The sequence below is a fragment of the Pseudomonas sp. F9001 genome, assembly GCF_013385435.1.
Taxonomy (GTDB): Bacteria; Pseudomonadota; Gammaproteobacteria; order Pseudomonadales; family Pseudomonadaceae; genus Aquipseudomonas.
The window spans coordinates 293627-313566 of sequence record NZ_JACAPX010000024.1; the positions used below are offsets into that span (position 1 = coordinate 293627).

The window sequence follows — 19940 nt, forward strand, 5'->3', positions numbered from 1 at the left end:
GACATCCGACGGGCAGGCTTTTCATGCCGCCGGACAAAGCAGGCATAATACCGCGCCTTTACCCGTGAACCGGTAGCCCCGTGAAACCAATACCACCGTCCAATACCTTGCGCCCCTCGGCCTGTCCGGGGTTGCTGCGTATTGTCCAGGCGTTGGACGGCGGGATTTGCCGGATCAAGCTGGCGGGTGGTTCCATTAGCGCCGAGCAGGCGTTTGCCGTGGCCGACGCCGCCCAGGCCCATGCCGGCGGGGTGATCGAGGCGACCAACCGCGCCAACCTGCAGATTCGCGGGATCGGCGCCGAACAGGATGCATTGATCGCCGCCTTGCTGGCCGCCGACCTGGGGCCCAAGCGTGCCGCCGGTGATGATGTGCGCAACCTGATGCTGAGCCCCAGTGCCGGCATTGACCGCGAGATGCTGTTCGATACCCGACCGTTGGCCGACCAGATCCTCACCACCCTGGAAACCCACCCGCGTTTCCATGAGCTGTCGGCCAAGTTCGCCGTGCAACTGGACGGCGGTGAAGCCCTGGCGATGCTCGAGCATCATCACGACCTGTGGCTGTCAGCCTTCGATGCCAATGGCAACACGCTGTTGGCATTCGGCCTGGCAGGCTGCCCGGCGCGGGATGCGCCCTTGGCGGCGGTACCTTTGGCGCAAGGGCATGCACTGGTGGTGGCGGTGCTGGAGCGGTTCCTTGAACTGGCCCGGCCTGATCAAACCCGCATGCGCCACCTGCTGGCTGAAACCGCTGTGGATAACTTTTTGCGGCAGCTGAATATGCCATTGCAGCCGGTTGATGGCTTTTCAAGGCACTACAACCCCGCGCCGCTGCACCTGGGAAGTTATCCACAGCGCCAAAAAAACCAGGTCTACGTCGCCGCCGTCGCACCCTTGGGCCGCCTGGATTCGGCGATGCTCAGGGGCGCTGCGCAGCTGGCCGTCGACCATGGCGACGCCACCTTGCGTGTCACGCCATGGCAAGGCCTGCTGCTGCCCAATATCCAGGATGCGGCGGCTGTCACCGAACGCCTCGAACAGCTTGGCTTTTTGTGTTCGGTGGACCAACCCCTCGCACGGATGATCGCCTGCACCGGCGCCGGCGGTTGCGCCAAAGGCCTGTCCGACACCAAGGCCGACGCCGTGCAACTGGCCGCGCTAGCGCCCGGCCACAGCGTGCACCTGTCCGGCTGCCCGCGTTCCTGCGCGGCCGCCCACACCGCGCCGGTCACCCTGCTGGCGGTAAGCCCCGGCCACTACGACCTCTATTTTCGCGACGCAGGCCTGCCCGGTTTCGGCCGCCTGCACGCGCGCACTCTTTCTATTGAAGCGGCGGGCGCCTTGTTGCGCGCTCACCCACGGAGCAACACCGATGATTGATTACATCCGCGACGGTCAGGAGATCTATCGCAACTCCTTCGCGATCATTCGCGCAGAAGCCCGGCTTGATCGCATCCCTGCCGACCTGGAAAAACTCGCGGTGCGGGTGATTCATGCCTGCGGCATGGTCGACGCCATCGACGGCCTGCAATTTTCCGAAGGTGCCGGCAAGGCCGGGCGCGAAGCCCTGGCCGCTGGCGCGCCGATCCTGTGTGATGCGCGGATGGTCTCCGAAGGCGTGACCCGTACGCGCCTGCCGGCCAACAATCAGGTGATCTGCACCCTGCGCGACGACAGCGTGCCGGCGTTGGCCCGCGAGCTGGGCAACACCCGTTCCGCCGCCGCCCTGGAGCTGTGGCGCCCGCACCTGGAAGGCAGTGTGGTGGTGATCGGCAATGCGCCGACAGCGCTGTTTTACCTGCTGGAAATGCTCGACGCCGGCGCGCCAAAACCTGCACTGATCCTCGGGTTCCCGGTGGGTTTTGTCGGCGCCGCCGAATCCAAGGCGATGCTGGCGGCAGACAGCCGCGGCGTACCGTTCGTGATCATGCAGGGCCGCCTGGGCGGCAGTGCGATGGCCGCCGCCGCGGTCAACGCCTTGGCCACGGAGGTCGAATGATGCCGGCACGCGGACGTTTGATCGGCCTGGGCGTAGGCCCCGGCGATCCGGAACTGATTACCCTCAAAGCCCTGCGCCTGCTGCGCGAATCGCCGGTGGTGGCGTACTTCGTGGCCAAGGGCAAGAAGGGCAACGCCTTCGGCATCATCGAAGACCATTTGGTGCCCCAGCAAACCCTGATGCCGCTGGTGTACCCGGTGACCACTGAAGTGTTGCCGGCGCCGCTGTCCTACGAGCAAGTGATCAGCGATTTCTACGACGCCGCCAGTGTCGACGTTGCGGCACACCTGGACGCGGGGCGCGATGTGGCGGTGATCTGTGAAGGCGACCCGTTCTTCTACGGCTCCTACATGTATTTGCACGACCGCCTGGCCGAGCGCTACGAAGCCCAGGTGATCCCGGGTGTGTGCTCGATGCTCGGTGGCGCCTCTGTACTGGGCGCACCGTTGGTGTATCGCAACCAGAGCCTGTCGGTGCTTTCCGGCGTGCTGCCCCATGACGAACTCAAGCGTCGCCTGGCGGATGCCGACGCGGCGGTGATCATGAAGCTGGGGCGCAACTTCACCAAGGTGCGTCAGGTACTGGAAGAATTGGGATTGGCGAGCCGGGCGTTGTACGTCGAGCGCGCGACCATGGCCAATCAGAAAATCGTCGCCCTGGATCAGGTCGATCCGACGTCCTCGCCGTATTTCTCGTTGATCATCGTTCCTGGTGAAAGGTGGCAAGGCTGATGACGGCTCCCGCGATTGTCATCCTGGGGCAGGGCAGCCTCGCCACGGCCCGCGCTATCCAGCAGGTGTATCCCGACGCACTGATCCACGGCCTGGCCGGGCGGGTCGAGGGCGCAGATCAGGCCTATAACGAATTCGGCGCCAGCGTGCGCCAGTTGTATCAACAGGGCACGCCGATCATCGCCCTGTGCGCCGCCGGGATTGTGATCCGCACCCTGGCGCCGCTGTTGCTGGAGAAGGGCGTCGAGCCTGCTGTGCTGGCCGTCGCCGAAGACGGCAGCGCGGTGGTGCCGCTGCTCGGTGGCCTGGGTGGCGTGAACGTGATGGCGCGGGAAATCGCCGCGGCCCTGGACGTTGCCGCCGCGATCACCACCAGTGGCGAGCTGCGTTTTGGTACTTGCCTGCTTAACCCGCCCCATGGTTATCAGCTGGGGGATCTGGAACTGGGCAAACGCTTTGTCTCGGATTTGCTGGCTGGCGAATCAGTACGCATTGAAGGCGCGGCGCCGTGGCTGGATCAGGCCAACTTGCCCCAGGATCAACAGGCGCGCCTGGCGATTCACGTCGGCAGTGCCGAGCGCACACCTGCGGCCAATGAGTTGCTGATTTATCCGAAGACGGTGCTGGTTACCTGCCAGCCGGGGCCGCAACTGGCCGGGCGAATTCGTGCGGCGTTGCAGGATGCCGGGCTCGCCGTGCAGTCCCTGGCTTGCCTGCTGGCGGCTGAAACGGAGATGGCCGATTCGTCATTGCACGAAGCGGCGCTGGAGCTGGGCGTGCCATTGCGCTTCGCCGATCTGGCGCCTCAGGCGGACATCGCGATCACGGTGGCCGAGGTCCCTCTGGACCTGTCCCTGATCGGTCGTCCCCGTGGCCGCCTCGCGGTGATCGGTTTGGGCCCCGGCGCTGCCGAACTGATGGTACCGGCAGTAAAAGCCGAGCTGGCCCGCTGCACCGACGTGCTGGGTTACGAAACCTATGTGCGCATGGCCGGGCCGTTCCGCGCGGACCAGATCCAGCATTGCACCGACAATCGCGAAGAGATGCAGCGCGCGCGTCATGCCTTTGAGCTGGCGGCGCAGGGGCGTTCGGTGGTGGTGGTGTCTTCGGGTGACCCGGGTGTATTCGCCATGGCCGCCGCGGTGATCGAAGCCTTGCACGAGTCCAGCGACCCGGCCTGGCATCAGGTCGACCTGGAGATTTTGCCGGGCGTGTCGGCATCCCTCGCCACGGCGGCCCAGGCAGGTGCACCGCTGGGGCATGACTTCTGTGTGATGTCACTGTCGGACAACCTCAAACCCTGGTCGATCATCGAGAAGCGCCTGGACCTGGCGTCCCAGGCCGACCTGGCGCTGGCGTTCTATAACCCGATTTCCCGTGCGCGGCCCTGGCAGTTGGGACGCGCCCTGGAAATCGTCGCGCAGCACCGCACGCCTGAAACACCGGTGGTCTTGGGCCGTGACATCGGTCGCCCGGGCCAGACCCTGCGAGTCACCACCCTGGGGCAACTGACGCCGGAGCAGGTGGACATGCGCACCATGGTGCTGATCGGTTCGTCCACCACCTGCGTCTTTGCGCGGGCAGGTGGTGGCGAGTGGGTCTACACGCCACGTTGGTACGGCGAGAAACCCGCCTCCTGAAAACAACGGCGGCCCCGCCATGGGGCCGCCTTGAAACGTCAGTCATTGATGCCGGAAAGGTCTGCTTGCCGAGGTTTTTTTGCATCGGCTCAAGTCATACCTTTCTCTACGGCTTGAAGAAAAGCACGGCGCTTTTGTGTGCCGCCGCCTCATCCCCAGCGTTTACTCAGCTGCGCCGCCTGCAGTGATTTTTCCTGCGGGTCGCGGCGCGTCCCGTGGTCAATTTCCAGCAGCTCAAAATCCCCGGCAAGTCGACTAGTGTTGGCGTTGAGCCCCATGTTGGGGGTTATGGAGAAATGGCTATGGAGCGAAACAACAAACGGATCAACAGCGCAAAAAGGAGGAAGCTGATTGCCGCCTACCGGCTTCCGGGCGCGCCCGGCCTGGCGTCGGGGTTGAGCGCGCCGGTGAAGCCCGAGGCGGATGATGAGCTGGACGCGGCGGTGGTGAACAACAGCGTCATGTCGTTTGTGCAAGGCATGACCAGCCTCAACAAGGAGTACACCCGCAAAAGCTATTTGCTGGCGAGCAGCTACGTCAGCGATGTGCTGCGGGTCGCCCGGGGCACAGAGGCCTGGTACAACGAATTCATCAAGGTCATGAGCAGCCTCGGCTGGATGCCGGTCAGGAGCAGTTTCGAGCGGGTGTACACCTCTCGCAAGGGGCTGTCGGTACAGCTGGCGGCGCTGAACCTGATGGCGGCCACCGTGGCCTCGACGTTTCTGTCGGGGCCGCTGATCAGTGTATTGCCCAAACGGGTGGCGGAGGCGGTTGAAGCCTTGAAGCAGCTCCCGGCCTCATTTGAGTTATTCAAGCGAAATACCACCACGCGTGACGGTGGCGATTTCGGCTTGGCGTCCTGCTCGGAAATCGCCGGGGAAGTTTCGATGGTGCTGGTGACGTACAGCTACCACGGCGTCAGCAAGCAACTGGGCATACCGTTTCTGGAGTGGGACAGTGCATCCGTCGAGGCCTTCAGTGGCCGCACGTGCCTGGTGCTGAACAGCTCGGTGGTCAACGAAGACACGATTCAACTGCTGCGGGACAGCGCAGGGGACAAGGTCCGCCTGGCTATCGCCAACTACAGGATTTGATCTACGGCACCAGGTAACCGCGTACACCGGTGAAGATGATTTGTGCGGCCAGGGCGCACACGAACAGCCCCATCAACCGGCTGACAATCTGCAAGCCCTGGTCGCCGAGGATGCGTTCGATACGGTTGGACAGGTACAGCACCACGCCCACCGTCAGGCTGGCCAGGGCGATACTGAGGATCGCGGTGATCTTGTCGTCCCAGTGCGGCTGGCTGACGCCCATCACCAGCAGCGCACCGATGGTGCCGGGGCCGACGGTCAGGGGAATGGTCAGCGGCACGATGGTCACGTCCTGCTGCACGTTGTCGGTCTGCACCGCTGACTTGCCCTGGGCCATGCCCAGGGCCGAGATGAACAGCACACTGCCGGCGCCGATGCGGAAGGCGTCGACGGTGATGCCGAACACACTGAAAATCACCCGGCCGAACAGGTAGAGCAACACGCTCGATACCAGGGTGGCGAGGGCCACTTTCCAGGCCAGGCGCCGCCGCTCCTTGCTGGAGTAACCGCGAGTCAGGCTGATAAAGCAGGAGAGCACGAAGAAGGGGCTGTAGAGCACCAGCATCTTCAGGTAAACGCTGAATAGCACGTGGAGCATGGTGGGAGCTCGCAGCGAAGGAGGGCGAGCGGGAGTTTATCAGGCCTGTGACGAACGGGCTGCACTGATCCCCTGTAGGAGCGAGCTTGCTCGCGAAGGTCGTTAACGATAACGCGGGCTTTCTGGTTTAACGCGGCGCTCTCAGGTTCTTCGCGAGCAAGCTCGCTCCTACAGGTTGGGCGTGTCAGGAAGTCGGGGCGTGCTCGGGGCGTTGTGCCCGCTGTGCCACCCAGTACTCCACCAGCTCGCGCAATTGCGACAACTCCACCGGCTTGGCCATGTGCCCGTCCATCCCGGCCTGGCGTGCACGCTCTTTATGTTCCGAAAGAATGTGCGCGGTGAGTGCCACGATTGGCGTACGAATCCGCTGGTTGCTGACCTCCCACGCGCGCAGTTGCTGGGTCGCGGAGAAGCCGTCGAGGATCGGCATTTCACAGTCCATCAACACCAGGTCGTAGCGCTGGGCCTTCATTGCCTGCAGGGCTTCTTCGCCGTTGCTGGCGGTGTCGGGCTGCAGGTTGAGCTTGCCGAGCATGCCGCGAATCACCTTGGTGGAGATGCTGTTGTCCTCCGCCACCAGGATCCGGAAGTCACTCGGCACGGTCACCGGGGCCGGCGCGCTGATCGCCGGCTGGCGTGGTTGCACGGAGCCCTTGCTGCGCTGGGTCAACTCATCGGCAAGGGTGGTCTTGAGGGTATAGCCGGCCACGGGTTTGGCGAGGATGCGCTTGATCCCGCAGTTGCGCGCGATGATCTTGCTCGGCGCATTGCTGATGCCGGTGAGCATGATCAGCAGGATGTCGTGGTTCAGGCTCGGGTCTTCCTTGATCTTCGCCGCCAGTTGCATGCCGGTCATGCCGGGCATGTTCTGGTCCAGCAGCACCACGTCGAAATAGTCCCGCAGGTGCGCCTTGGTGCGCAGCAGCGCCAGGGCTTCCTTGCCCGAAGGCACGGCGCTCACGTTCAGGCCCCAGGCCGTGCATTGCTGCACCAGCACTTTGCGGCAGGTGTCGTTGTCGTCCACCACCAGCACGCGCGCGCCCTTGAGCGGGCCGTCTAGGTCGGAGGTCGGGTGCTCCAGGCGTTCCGGGTCCAGCGGCAAGGTCAGCCACAGGGTGCTGCCTTGCTGGCTGCCACTCTTGATGCCGAATTCGCCGTTCATCAACAGGATCAGCTGGCGGGCAATGACCAGGCCCAGATGGCCGCTCAGGCGGGTGGCAGAGAGGAAGTTCTTGCTGTGCAACTCGCTGTGCAGCAGGGCGTCGCGCTCGGCGGGTTCCATCGGCAGGCCGCTGTCTTGCACGGCAATGCGCAGGCGCGGTTTGCTGCTGCGCTCGTCCAGTGCGACGACGATCAGTACTTCGCCTTCATCGGTTTTTTGCAGGGCATTTTCCAGCAGGCTCAACAGTGCCTGGCGCAGCCGCGTCGGGTCGCCGCTGATCACCCGGGGTACCTGGGGCTGGATAAAGCTGATCAGCTCGACGTTCTGCTGCTCGGCCTTGGCGCGGAAAATACTCAGGCAGTCTTCGATCAGCGCGTTGAGGTCGAACTGCACATCGTCCAATTCGATCTGCCCGGATTCCAGCTTGGAGATGTCGAGAATCTCGTTGATCAGGGTGAGCAGTTCGTTGCCGGCGCTGTGGATGGTTTGCACGTAGTCGCGTTGCTTGACTGAAAGCGGGGTGCCCAGCAGCAGTTCGGTCATGCCCAGCACGCCGTTCATGGGGGTGCGGATTTCGTGGCTGATCTTCGCCAGGAATTCGGCCTTGGCGGCGATTTCGGCGTTGCTGGCCGCCAGGTCGCGGCTGAGGCTGAAGTTGTCTTCGGTGATGGCGCGCTGGCGTTCGCCCAGGGCCAGGCTCATCAACAGGCCACTGAGGCAGATAAAGCCGAGCAGGGTGATGATCAAGCCTTGTGGCGGCACCAGCGTCAGGCCCAGCAAGGCCGGGAGAATAATCAGCGTGCCGATGTTGAAGATCACCATCGCCAGCATGAACAGGCGCGCCGGGCGGTAACCCTTTTGCCAGTGATAGGCCGAGACGAACAACATGCTCAGGCCGGCCAGCGCCACCAGGGCGTAGGTGATGATGTTCAGGGGCAAGGTGTTGACGAACAGCAGCAACAGGCCGGTCAGGACGATCAGCAGGATGTCGGCCATCAACAGCTTGTTCAGCGGATGCGGGCCCAGTGGCGCAAAGAAGCGGTAGGCAAACATCAGCCCGCACGGCGCGGTCAGCAGCAGGGCGAGGTAGGCACCGGGGGTTTGTACCGCGTGCCAGTTCGGCAACCACGGGCCCAGCACGTTGAGCAGCAGCGCCAGGCTCAGCAGCAACAGCAATTCGCAGGCGGCGAGCCACAGGCTGCTGCGGGAGCGATGGTAGGCGTAGCGGGTGAGGTTGTGCAGGATCAGCATCACCAGGCAACCGAACAGCAGCCCGTAGATCAGCGTCTGGTTCTGGTTGGCCGCAGCCAGCACGGCCGGCTCAAGGGTGATGTAGGGGCGCAGCTCGTGTTCCGAGACCATGCGCAGGTACACGTCCAGCGGCTTCTGGCTTTGCGGCATCGGCAGCATGAAGTCGCTGCTGGGCAGCGGGCGCTCGGCCTGGGGCTGGCGGGTGCCGGTAGCTTCCTGCTCCACCAGGGTGTCGCCGTCGAGTACATACAGGTTCAGGTGTGACAGGTCAGGGGCGAATACCCGCAGCACTTGCTCGTGTTTGCCGGGTTGCAGCCTGAAGCGTACCCACAACGCACCGTCCGGTTGCGCGGCGGTAATCCGGTCCAGTTCGATGGGGCTGAATTGATTGATGTAGCGGGGCGAGCGGATGTCGCTCAGTTGCAGATCGGCCTGTTCATCAAGCAATACTGCCCAGCCACTGCCTTGTGCGGCGGCCTGGGCCGGGAGCAAGCAGAGCAAGGTCAGCAGACTGACAGTGAAACCTATGGCGATCCTGAGCCAGCGCACGGCGAAATCCCTTCGTAGGTTGATGCATGGGTATAACTATGCGCGGGGCCACAAGCGTAGGGCAAGGGCCAGAGGCCCCTGCCTAACCGAACGGATAGCTGTTTACTGACTTTCGCCACGCTCACGGGCAATGGCGCGGTAGCCAATGTCGGTGCGGTAGAAGCAGCCTTTCCAGTCGATCTTCGCCGCCAGCTTGTAAGCCTGTTGCTGGGCGGCATCTACGCTGCTGCCCATGGCGGTTGCGCACAGTACGCGACCACCGGCGGTGACGACCTTGCCATCCTTGAGCGCGGTGCCCGCGTGGAACACCTTGCCTTCCAGCGTAGCAGCCGCGTCCAGACCTTCAATCACATCGCCCTTGGCGTAGTCGGCCGGGTAGCCGCCGGCGGCCAGCACGATGCCGACGCTCGGGCGCGGGTCCCACTGGGCTTCGACCTTGTCCAGGGCCTGGGCCAGCGCAGCTTCAACCAACAGCACCAGGCTCGATTGCAGGCGCAGCATCACCGGTTGGGTTTCCGGGTCGCCGAAGCGGCAGTTGAACTCGATGACTTTCGGATTGCCGGCCTTGTCGATCATCAAGCCGGCGTACAGGAAACCGGTGTACACATTGCCTTCGTCGGCCATGCCGCGCACGGTTGGCCAGATGACCAGGTCCATCACGCGCTTGTGCACTTCGGCAGTCACTACCGGAGCAGGGGAGTAAGCGCCCATGCCGCCGGTGTTCGGGCCGCTGTCGCCGTCACCCACACGTTTGTGGTCCTGGCTGGTGGCCATCGGCAGTACGTTCTTGCCGTCGACCATCACGATGAAGCTGGCTTCTTCGCCGTCGAGGAATTCTTCGATCACTACGCGCGAACCGGCTTCACCGAAAGCGTTGCCGGCGAGCATGTCGCGCACGGCGTCTTCGGCTTCGGCCAGGGTCATTGCGACGATCACGCCTTTACCGGCGGCCAGGCCGTCGGCCTTGATCACGATCGGTGCACCGACCTCACGCAGGTAGGCCAGGGCCGGCTCGATCTCGGTGAAGTTCTGGTAGTCGGCGGTCGGGATCTTGTGGCGCGCCAGGAAATCCTTGGTGAAGGCTTTCGAACCTTCCAGCTGGGCAGCGCCGGCGGTTGGGCCGAAGCAGTCCAGGCCACGGCTGCGGAACAGGTCCACAACGCCAGCTACCAAGGGCACTTCCGGGCCGACGATGGTCAGGGAAACGTTTTTCTCGGCAAAGTCCGCCAGTTGCTCAAGGGCCAACACGTCGATGGCGACGTTTTCGCACTTGGCTTCAATGGCGGTACCGGCGTTGCCGGGGGCGACGAAAACTTTCTGGACACGTGGGTCCTGGGCAACTTTCCAGGCCAGGGCGTGTTCACGGCCACCGCTGCCAATGATCAAAACATTCATTTCAAAAACCTCGGATGACGCTGAATTCTGACCGTTCCCACGCTCTGCGTGGGAATGCCTCTTGTGACGCTCTGCGTCACGCTTTGGGACGCGGAGCGTCCCGGGCTGCATTCCCACGCAGAGCGTGGGAACGAGCAATCAGTGACGGAAGTGGCGCATGCCGGTGAAGACCATGGCAATGCCGGCTTCATCAGCCGCTGCAATCACTTCTGCGTCACGCATCGAGCCGCCCGGTTGGATCACGGCGGTAACACCGGCTTTCGCGGCGTTGTCCAGGCCATCACGGAACGGGAAGAATGCGTCGGACGCCATCACCGAACCCTGCACCTGCAAGCCGGCATGTTCCGCCTTGATCGCAGCGATGCGTGCCGAATTCACGCGGCTCATCTGGCCCGCGCCGACACCGATGGTCTGGCGGTTCTTGGCGTAGACGATGGCGTTGGATTTAACGTACTTGGCGACTTTCCAGGCGAAGATCAGGTCGTTGATTTCCTGTTCGGTCGGGGCGCGCTTGGTCACCACTTTCAGATCGGCGCTGCCGATCATGCCGATGTCGCGGCTCTGTACCAGCAAGCCGCCGTTGACGCGCTTGTAGTCCCAGGCAGCGGCACGCTCGGCCGACCACTCGCCGCACGCCAGCAGGCGCACATTGGCCTTGGCGGCAACGATGGCGCGAGCCTCTTCACTGACGGATGGCGCGATGATCACTTCAACGAACTGACGCTCGACGATCGCCTTGGCGGTCTCGGCGTCCAGCTCACGGTTGAAGGCGATGATGCCGCCGAAGGCCGACTCTGTGTCGGTGGCGTAGGCCAGTTCGTAGGCCTGGCGGATACCGCCTTCAGCGTCCGGGCTCACGGCCACGCCGCACGGGTTGGCGTGCTTGACGATCACGCAGGCTGGCTTGACGAAGCTCTTCACACATTCCAGCGCGGCGTCGGTGTCGGCCACGTTGTTGTACGACAGCTCTTTGCCTTGCAGTTGGGTCGCGGTGGCGATGCCGACTTCAGCAGGCTTGGCCTCGACGTAGAACGCCGCGCTCTGGTGCGGGTTCTCGCCGTAGCGCATTTCCTGGGCCTTGATGAACTGGCTGTTGAAGGTGCGCGGGAACTGGCTGCGACCTTCAGTGCTCAGGGTTTCAGCCGCCTGGTTCACGGTGCCCATGTAGTTGGCGATCATGCCGTCGTAGGCAGCGGTGTGTTCGAAGGCCTTGAGCATCAGGTCGAAGCGCTGGGCGTAGGTCAGGCCGCCGGCTTTCAGGCTTTCCAGTACGTTGGCGTAGTCGCTGGCGTTCACCACGATGGCCACGTCTTTGTGGTTCTTGGCTGCCGAGCGAACCATGGTCGGGCCGCCGATATCGATGTTTTCGATGGCGGTCGGCAGGTCGCAGCCTGGCTTGTTGATGGTGGCTTCGAACGGGTACAGGTTAACGGCCACCAGGTCGATCGGCTTGATGCCGTGCTCGCTCATGATGGCGTCGTCGATACCGCGACGACCGAGGATCCCGCCGTGGATTTTCGGGTGCAGGGTCTTGACCCGACCGTCCATCATTTCTGCGAAACCGGTGTAGTCCGCCACTTCCACTGCGGCCACGCCGTTGTCCTGCAGCAGTTTGAAGGTCCCGCCGGTGGAGAGAATCTCCACGCCCAGGGCTTCCAGCTCCCGGGCAAATTCGAGGATCCCGGTCTTGTCGGAGACACTGATCAAGGCACGGCGGATCGGCAGGCGGGTAGTCTGGTCGGTCATTTCAATTTCCATCAAAAGCAAAGGAGTCAGCAAAAAAGGCGTCCGTTTTTACGCGGGCGCCTTTCTGGTTTGATTGAATGCTTACAGCAAATCGTACTGCTTGAGTTTCTTGCGCAGCGTGCCACGGTTCAGACCGAGCAGCTCACTGGCCTTGGTCTGGTTGCCCTTGACGTAGTTCATCACGCTTTCGAGCAACGGCGCTTCGACTTCGGAGAGCACCAGGTTGTACACGTCCGTGACGGCAGCGCCCTCAAGGTGGGCGAAATAATTGTGCAGCGCCTTCTCGACACTCCCGCGAAGGGTCTGGCCTTCTTCGCTCGGCGTGTTGAGGTGCTGTTTCAAATTGACGTTGTCGCTCACGGGTGTTGTTCCACTCACTAAAGTCTCGGTCATCATCGTCATGCGGCCACCCCTTCTCCGTCCCCTGTCACCAGGCTCTTGTAACGCTCGGAGAAGAACTCACGAACGTTGGCGCACTGTGCTTCCGTATCATCCAAACGATTGAAGTGGGCGCGAAACTCCCTGGCGCCCGGCAAGGTTGCGAGATACCAGCCCACATGCTTGCGAGCAATGCGTACTCCCATCACGTCTCCGTAGAAGGCGTGCAGGGCGGCCAGATGCTCTAGCAGAATACGTTCCACCTCGATCAGCTCCGGTGCCGGCAAGGTTTCGCCGGTACGCAGAAAATGCTCGATCTCACGAAAAATCCACGGCCGCCCCTGGGCAGCCCGGCCAATCAACAGGCCATCGGCGCCGGTCGCGTGCAGCACGCGCCGGGCTTTCTCGGCTGAGTCGATGTCGCCGTTGGCAAAGACGGGAATCGACACCGCCTGCTTGATCGCGGCAATGGTGTCGTACTCGGCTTCACCGGTGTAAAGGTCGGCGCGGGTGCGGCCATGCACCGCCAGCGCTGTAATGCCCGCCTGCTCGGCGATCTTCGCCACCGTCAGGCCATTCTTGTTGTCCCGGTCCCAACCGGTGCGGATCTTCAGGGTGACCGGCACATCCACTGCAGCGACAACGGCATGCAGGATCTCGCTCACCAACTGCTCATCCTTCAACAGGGCAGAACCTGCGGCCTTGTTGCAGACCTTCTTGGCCGGGCAACCCATGTTGATATCAATAATCTGCGCCCCCAACTCCACGTTGGCCCGGGCCGCATCCGCCAGCATCTGCGCATCACCGCCGGCGATCTGTACCGAGCGGGGCTCGGGATCACCTTCGTGGATCATGCGCATCCGTGATTTGCGGGTGTTCCACAGGCTCATGTCGCTGGTGACCATTTCCGAGACTACAAGCCCTGCGCCCAAACGCTTGCAAAGCTGACGAAAGGGCTGGTCGGTGACGCCCGCCATCGGGGCGAGGATCAAGCCGTTGTGCAATGTGTATGGGCCGATGCGTACCGCCGACATAGGACTTCCCTGTTGTGGGGCCGGATCATTAGAGTTCGAAAAAGGGTTGGCATGATACCCGCTCTCGATGACTGGATAAAGGCTGAATTGGATAAAATCTGAGCAGTTATTTTCTTATCGCCGCAGGTTTGGTCAAAGGCGATGCAGTCAATAATCTGCCGTCAAGCACCGGCCAGGCAGCCGTTTCACTCGGGGGAGTGGAAGCTCAGGCTGTAATTCACCGCTTTGTTGCCCGGGTCGAGGATGTCCAGGGCAATGTGGATCGGCGTCTGGGAGGGCATCTCGGTCACGCCTGCCAACTCGCCGCTGAGGTATTCGGCGGGTTTGAAGCGACGACTGGCGATCATATTCCCGTTCATGTCGGCAAAGCGTAGCTCCAGCAGCGGGAACGGTTGGGAGAATGTCGCGCGGTTATAGATGATCGCGTCCACCACCAGGGCACCGGCAAACTCCGGGTGGCTGCGCACCACCAGGTTGCTGCTCTTGATGTGGGCGATATCGACGCGGGATGGCACGGTGCAGCCCAGTTTCGGGCACAGTTCCTGGAACCATGGGCGGTAGGCGTCCTGGCGTGCCAGGTCGTCGAATTGGTAGGCGACGTATTGTCCCGCCAGGCCGGCGGCGGCCAGCAGCACCAGCAAGCCCCAGAACAAACGGCGGCCCCAGCCGGAGGAGCGCTTCCGGGAATACAGGTGCAGCGGGTCGTCTTCCAGGTCCGAAAGCAGGTCGTCGTGGGCGCCGGCCTCGGGGCGAGGGCGCTTGCGTTTGGGCTGCGGGCGTTCCGGTTGTTCGGGTTCCGGCTCGTCCGCTACGGCGGTTACCGGTGGGTCGAGTTCGTCATCGGTGGTGCTTGTGTGCAGCGGTGGTTCGTCGTCCGGCTCGACCGCTTCAAACGACATCGACGGTTCGGTGCGCTTGGGTTTGCCTGGGCTTGCCTTGGCCGGTTGCGGTTCGTCGTCGGCCGTTTGCGGGGCTTGGGCCCGTTCATCCCGGGGTTCGCTGAACAGGCTGGAGGCCCATTGCTCTTCCTCGGCCTTGGCCGTATCACGGCTGGCGCTGAGGGCATCTTCCTTTTGCCGACGATCGGCGCCGGGCTGGCGACGGTCGGCACCCACGGGTTGGGTGTGCTGGATCTCGCGACGTTCCAGCTTGGCCAGTTCTACGTCGAGGTCCAGGTTATCCAGGTCCAGCTCTTCGGCGGTCCATTGCTTCTGGCTGATGGCTCGCGGCGCTTGGGGTGGCGGTTCTACGGCTGCCGGCGGCTCTGCCGCAGGTGGTGCCTGGGGCGCGGGCGCATTGGCGCGCTGCTCCAGCAGTTGGCGAGCGGCATTGAACACTTGCAGGCACGACCCACAGCGCACCACGCCACGGGCCACGCTCAATTGAGCGTGGTTGACGCGAAAGCGTGCTTGGCAGTGTGGGCACTGGGTGACGAAACTGTCGGTCATGCGGCCATCCGATTCATGCAGGCGCTCATTCTAGCGCCGACGACCACTGATGCGTACCCAGCCATCGCGGTTGGCGATCGGATCCAGCTCAAAATCCTGGGCGTAGGCGGCGGCAACGTCTTCGCCCTGTTCGGCGAGGATGCCCGACAGCGCCAGGCGGCCGCCCGGCTTGACCAGGCTCGACAGCTGCGGCGCCAGGGAAACCAGCGGCCCGGCGAGGATATTGGCCACCAGCACGTCGGCCTGCACCTGGGGCAATTGCTCCGGCAGGTACAGCGGGAATTTCTCTTCAGCGATGTTATTGCGCCCGGCGTTATCGCGGGAGGCTTCCAGGGCTTGCACGTCGATATCGGTACCGACCGCTTCCTTGGCGCCCAGCAGCAGGGCGGCGATCGCCAGGATCCCCGAACCGCAGCCGAAGTCCAGCACGTTGCAGTCTTTCAGGTCCTGGCCATCGAGCCATTCCAGGCACAGTGCGGTGGTGGGGTGGGTGCCGGTGCCGAACGCCAGGCCCGGGTCCAGCAGCAGGTTCACGGCGTCAGGCTCGGGGGCGGCGTGCCAGCTCGGCACGATCCACAGGCGCTGGCCAAAACGCATTGGCTGGAAGTTGTCCATCCAACTGCGTTCCCAGTCCTGGTCTTCGATGATTTCGCTGTGGTGTTCCGGCAGCGGGCCGCCGGTGAGCAGTTCCATATGGGCCAGGACGCTGGCGGCATCGGTGCCGTCTTCGAACAGGGCCAGCAGATGGGTGTGGGACCACAGCGGGGTGGTGTTGAGCTCGGGTTCGAAGATCGGCTGGTCTTCGGCGTCCATGAAGGTCACCGACACGGCGCCCACTTCGAGGAACGCGTCTTCGTAGGTTTCGGCTTGTTCTGGGCTGATGGCGAGACGGACTTGCAGCCAAGGCATGGCGGGCACCTTTGAAAAAATGAGTGTGCAGCGGGGTAGGGCTGCGAAAGACGCGCAAGTTTACGCGAGCGAACAGCAGAAGACGACTGTACTGCTGGTGTACACAGAACAAAATGTGGGAGCGGGCTTGCTCGCGAATGCGGTGTGTCAGTAATGGATGTGTTGACTGGCACACCGCATTCGCGAGCAAGCCCGCTCCCACAAGGGGAATGTATCCATCCAGAAAAATCGGGTGGGCAGAAACAACAAAACCGCCCGAAGGCGGCTTTGTTGGGTGGAGCACTTCGCTTACTGATTAGCCAGCTTGTGTTCCAGGTAGTGAATGTTCACACCACCTTCGCAGAAGCCTTCATCGCGAACCAGGTCCCGATGCAGCGGGATGTTGGTCTTGATGCCGTCTACCACGATTTCGTCCAGGGCGTTGCGCATACGGGCCATGGCCTCGTCGCGGGTGGCGCCCCAGGTGATCAGCTTGCCGATCAGCGAGTCGTAGTTGGACGGAACCTTGTAGCCGCTGTACAGGTGCGAATCCACACGTACGCCGTTGCCGCCGGGCGCGTGGAAATGCTTGACCAGGCCAGGGCTTGGGATAAAGGTTTTCGGGTCTTCGGCGTTGATCCGGCACTCCAGGGAGTGGCCGTGGATCTTCACATCATCCTGGGTAAACGACAGCTTGTTGCCAGCGGCGATGCTCAGCATCTCCTTGACGATGTCGATACCGGTGACCATCTCCGAAACCGGATGCTCTACCTGCACACGAGTGTTCATCTCGATGAAGTAGAAACGGCCGTTCTCGTACAGGAACTCGAAAGTGCCCGCGCCACGGTAGTTGATGTCGATGCACGCCTTGACGCAGCGAGCCAGTACTTCCTGGCGAGCTGTTTCGTCCAGGCCCGGTGCCGGCGCCTCTTCCAGTACCTTCTGGTGACGACGTTGCAGCGAGCAATCGCGGTCGCCCAGATGGATGGCGTGGCCCTGGCCGTCGGACAGTACCTGCACTTCCACGTGACGTGGGTTGGTCAGGTACTTTTCCAGGTAGACCATCGGGTTGCCGAACCAGGCGGCAGCTTCCGAGCGAGTCTGCTTGGCGGCTTCGATCAGTTCTTCTTCCTTGTGCACCACGCGCATGCCGCGACCACCACCGCCACCGGCGGCCTTGATGATCACCGGGTAACCGACTTCGCGACCAATGCGCAGGGCGGTTGCCTCGTCTTCAGGCAGTGGGCCGTCGGAACCTGGAACGGTAGGTACGCCGGCCGCGATCATGGCGTCCTTGGCCGATACCTTGTCGCCCATCAGGCGAATGGTTTCGGCTTTCGGGCCGATGAAGGCAAACCCGGATTTCTCCACCTGTTCGGCGAAATCGGCGTTTTCCGCGAGGAAGCCGTAGCCGGGGTGGATGCCATCAGCGCCGGTCACTTCAGCGGCGGCGATGATGTTCGAGACTTTCAGGTACGAGTTCGTGGCCAGTGGCGGGCCGATGCAGATGCTTTCGTCCGCCAGTTTCACGTGCATCAATTCGGTATCGGCCGTCGAGTAAACAGCGACGGTCTTGATGCCCTCTTCCTTACAGGCGCGCAGGATACGCAGCGCGATCTCGCCGCGGTTGGCGATCAGGACTTTTTGCAGTTTCTTCGCAGGTTTCAACATCGAAGGCGCTCCGCGGTTCAAACGATGGTGAACAGCGGCTGGTCGTACTCAACCGGCTGACCGTTTTCTACCAGGATGGATTCGATGACGCCGGCTTTTTCAGCCGTGATGTGGTTCATCATCTTCATCGCTTCAACGATGCAGATGGTGTCGCCCACTTTCACGGTTGCGCCGACTTCAACGAAGGCTGGCGAGGTCGGTGCCGGGGTGCGGTAGAAGGTACCGACCATTGGCGACTTGACCACGAAACCGTTCAGTTTTGGAGCCGCAGGGGCTTCGGCAGCCGCCGCGACCGGAGCAGCCGCCACGGGTGCAGCGGCCGGAGCCGGCGCTTGCATCTGTGGTGCGTAGAACTGTTGGGCCGGGGTCTTGCTGTGACGGCTGATCCGTACGGATTCCTCGCCTTCCTTGATCTCCAGCTCGTCGATACCGGATTCTTCCAGCAGTTCGATCAGTTTCTTAACTTTACGGATATCCATGAATCATCAACTCCCAAAGGGTCGGTCAGGGGCGCTTGGCCGTGTCTTCAAGCTGTTCCAGGGCGGCCTCCAGGGCCAGTCGGTAACCGCTGGCGCCAAGGCCGCAGATCACTCCTACCGCAACGTCGGAGAAGTAAGAGTGATGGCGGAAAGGTTCGCGTTTGTGCACGTTCGATAAATGCACTTCGATGAATGGGATGCTCACCGCCAGCAGCGCGTCACGTAATGCAACGCTTGTGTGCGTAAAAGCGGCGGGATTGATCAGGATAAAGTCCACGCCTTCGCTGCGCGCGGCATGGATGCGATCAATCAGTTCGTACTCGGCATTGCTTTGCAGGTAGAGCAAATGGTGGCCGGCATCACGTGCCCGTCGTTCCAGATCGAGGTTGATCTGTTCGAGGGTCACTGCCCCGTAGACGCCCGGTTCGCGGGTGCCGAGCAGGTTCAGGTTGGGTCCGTGAAGAACCAGTAAGGTCGCCATCGGCTGTTCCTTGTTATTGATGTGGGCACGGTAGAACCCGGCGACTATGCCGCAAAGGCTTTGTGACTGTCCAGTTCTATGCAGTAGGCAGCACGATTAGCGAGGATTGCGCAAAATATGTGACCGCAAGGCTGAATCCGGTCAGTGTGGGAGCTGGCTTGCCTGCGATGGCGGTGGTTCAGCCGCCACATGCGTTGACGGGTGCGCCGCCTTCGCGAGCAAGCCCGCTCCCACATTTTGATCTTCACAAGACGGGAGAGCCGGTCAGACGCGGAATGCCTGCACGGCGGTGTTGAGTTGCCCGCCAAGTACCAATAAGTGCTCGCCCTGGCGGCGTCCCTGGCCAATTCGCAGCAAGTTGTCCTCGCCCAGCTGGTGAATCCGCTCGCTGTTATCGCGGATTTCACTCACGGCGCCACTTTGCTGGGCCGTCACATCGGCGATCCGCACGGCGGTGTCGGAAATGGTCTGGATCGCCCCGACGATTTCATCCAGCGCGCCGTCAGCCGCCTGGGCTTGTTCGGCAGTGGCCTCGGCGTGTTCGACCTGGGCACGCATGCCTTCCACCGATTGCCGGGCGGCGGTTTGCAGGCCGGCGATCAGGTGCTGGATTTCGGCGGTGGCGCCGGCGGTGCGCTGGGCCAGGGAGCGCACCTCATCGGCCACCACGGCGAACCCGCGCCCGGCTTCACCGGCCCGGGCGGCTTCGATGGCGGCGTTCAGCGCCAGCAGGTTGGTCTGGTCGGCAATCGAGCGAATCACCGTGAGTACGCCGCCGATGGTCGCGGACTCTTCGGCGAGTTTCTCGATCATCTGCGCATTTATCTGCACTTCGCCGACCAATGCGTGCAACCCGGTCAGGCTCAGGCCGATCACCCGTTGGCCCTGCTCGACGGCCTGGCCCGCGCTGCGGCTGGCCTCGGCAGCCTGGCTGGCGTCTCCGGCAACCTGCTGGATAGTCGCTTCCAGTTCGCCCAGGGAATCGCGAATCTGCGCGGTATCACCGGCCTGGCGCTCGGCCCCGTCGTGCATGCCGCTGCTCAACTCCGCCAGCGCGCTGCTGCTGCCGGCCACTTGCTCGGCGTTGCCTCTGATGGTGCCCACCAGGTCCACCAGGTAGGCGCGCAGGCGGTTCAGGGACTCTTCGATATCGTGCAGTTCGCGGTTGGTCTTGCCCAGGGCAATGTGTTGGCTGAAGTCACCTTCGGCCCAGGTGGACAAAGCCGGCGCCAGGTTGGTCAGTACCCGCGCCAGGCGCCGCTGCAAGGTGTCGATCAAGAGGGCGATCAGCAGAATCAGGCCGATCATCACGCCTTGCATCAGCCGCACTTCGCTCTGGATCTGCGCGTGCTGGGCGCGCACCACAGGCTCCAGCCCGGCGATGGCTTGCTGCA

Annotated in this window: 16 protein-coding genes and 1 pseudogene; 5 read left to right on the forward strand and 12 right to left on the reverse strand. The window is 62.8% G+C overall.

The window, feature by feature from the left end; translation table 11 throughout:
* Window positions 1–80: 80 nt before the first annotated feature.
* From cobG to HX818_RS22970, 5 genes are all read left to right on the forward strand, one after another.
* A complete protein-coding gene (cobG, locus tag HX818_RS22950; RefSeq protein ID WP_371315735.1) occupies window positions 81–1382 on the forward strand; it encodes a precorrin-3B synthase in 1302 nt (433 codons plus the stop codon).
* Window positions 1375–2001, forward strand: coding sequence for a precorrin-8X methylmutase (locus HX818_RS22955; protein WP_177020785.1), 627 nt, complete (start codon window positions 1375–1377; stop codon window positions 1999–2001). Before cobG ends, HX818_RS22955 begins: the two co-directional genes overlap by 8 nt.
* Window positions 2001–2732: a precorrin-2 C(20)-methyltransferase gene (locus tag HX818_RS22960; protein ID WP_102606178.1), complete on the forward strand. Its 732-nt coding sequence runs from the start codon at window positions 2001–2003 to the stop codon at window positions 2730–2732. Before HX818_RS22955 ends, HX818_RS22960 begins: the two co-directional genes overlap by 1 nt.
* The gene (gene cobJ, locus HX818_RS22965) at window positions 2732–4372 is read left to right on the forward strand and encodes a precorrin-3B C(17)-methyltransferase (RefSeq protein WP_177020786.1); all 1641 of its coding nucleotides are present in this window, start codon (window positions 2732–2734) and stop codon (window positions 4370–4372) included. Before HX818_RS22960 ends, cobJ begins: the two co-directional genes overlap by 1 nt.
* A gap of 302 nt (window positions 4373–4674) precedes the next feature.
* Window positions 4675–5466 (forward strand): hypothetical protein, encoded by a 792-nt coding sequence (locus HX818_RS22970; RefSeq protein ID WP_177020787.1) that lies wholly within the window; start codon window positions 4675–4677, stop codon window positions 5464–5466.
* 1 nt (window position 5467) lies between these two features.
* On the opposite strand, the gene HX818_RS22975 is transcribed toward HX818_RS22970, so the two are convergent.
* The 12 genes and pseudogenes from HX818_RS22975 to HX818_RS31535 form a co-directional block, all read right to left on the reverse strand.
* Window positions 5468–6064 carry a MarC family protein gene (locus HX818_RS22975; RefSeq protein WP_003217330.1) on the reverse strand — a complete coding sequence of 199 codons (597 nt, stop codon included), beginning with the start codon at window positions 6062–6064 and terminating at the stop codon, window positions 5468–5470.
* A 184-nt stretch (window positions 6065–6248) separates the two neighbouring features.
* Complete coding sequence (locus tag HX818_RS22980; RefSeq protein WP_102606175.1) at window positions 6249–9026, reverse strand: hybrid sensor histidine kinase/response regulator; 2778 nt, start codon at window positions 9024–9026, stop codon at window positions 6249–6251.
* Window positions 9027–9128: 102 nt separating this feature from the next.
* Window positions 9129–10421, reverse strand: coding sequence for a phosphoribosylamine--glycine ligase (gene purD / locus HX818_RS22985; protein ID WP_003217326.1), 1293 nt, complete (start codon window positions 10419–10421; stop codon window positions 9129–9131).
* A 138-nt stretch (window positions 10422–10559) separates the two neighbouring features.
* Window positions 10560–12167, reverse strand: a complete 1608-nt coding sequence (gene purH / locus HX818_RS22990; RefSeq protein ID WP_003217323.1) for a bifunctional phosphoribosylaminoimidazolecarboxamide formyltransferase/IMP cyclohydrolase — start codon at window positions 12165–12167, stop codon at window positions 10560–10562.
* Window positions 12168–12248: 81 nt separating this feature from the next.
* On the reverse strand, window positions 12249–12569 hold the full coding sequence (gene fis / locus HX818_RS22995; protein WP_003186237.1) for a DNA-binding transcriptional regulator Fis: 321 nt from the start codon (window positions 12567–12569) through the stop codon (window positions 12249–12251).
* Window positions 12566–13579 (reverse strand): tRNA dihydrouridine synthase DusB, encoded by a 1014-nt coding sequence (gene dusB / locus HX818_RS23000; protein WP_003217321.1) that lies wholly within the window; start codon window positions 13577–13579, stop codon window positions 12566–12568. The genes fis and dusB overlap by 4 nt, the downstream gene beginning before the upstream one ends.
* A gap of 185 nt (window positions 13580–13764) precedes the next feature.
* Window positions 13765–15027, reverse strand: coding sequence for a DUF3426 domain-containing protein (locus HX818_RS23005; protein WP_134325666.1), 1263 nt, complete (start codon window positions 15025–15027; stop codon window positions 13765–13767).
* Window positions 15028–15057: 30 nt separating this feature from the next.
* Window positions 15058–15936, reverse strand: coding sequence for a 50S ribosomal protein L11 methyltransferase (gene prmA, locus HX818_RS23010; protein WP_003217316.1), 879 nt, complete (start codon window positions 15934–15936; stop codon window positions 15058–15060).
* A 288-nt stretch (window positions 15937–16224) separates the two neighbouring features.
* Window positions 16225–17586, reverse strand: coding sequence for an acetyl-CoA carboxylase biotin carboxylase subunit (accC, locus tag HX818_RS23015; protein ID WP_003217312.1), 1362 nt, complete (start codon window positions 17584–17586; stop codon window positions 16225–16227).
* Between the two features lie 17 nt (window positions 17587–17603).
* Entirely contained in the window at window positions 17604–18065 is a 462-nt protein-coding gene (gene accB, locus HX818_RS23020; protein WP_003217309.1) for an acetyl-CoA carboxylase biotin carboxyl carrier protein, read from the reverse strand.
* Window positions 18066–18090: 25 nt separating this feature from the next.
* Entirely contained in the window at window positions 18091–18546 is a 456-nt protein-coding gene (aroQ, locus tag HX818_RS23025) for a type II 3-dehydroquinate dehydratase (RefSeq protein ID WP_003217307.1), read from the reverse strand.
* A 264-nt stretch (window positions 18547–18810) separates the two neighbouring features.
* A pseudogene (locus HX818_RS31535) lies at window positions 18811–19305 on the reverse strand (methyl-accepting chemotaxis protein); the annotation flags it as partial.
* Between the last annotated feature and the right edge of the window lie 635 nt (window positions 19306–19940).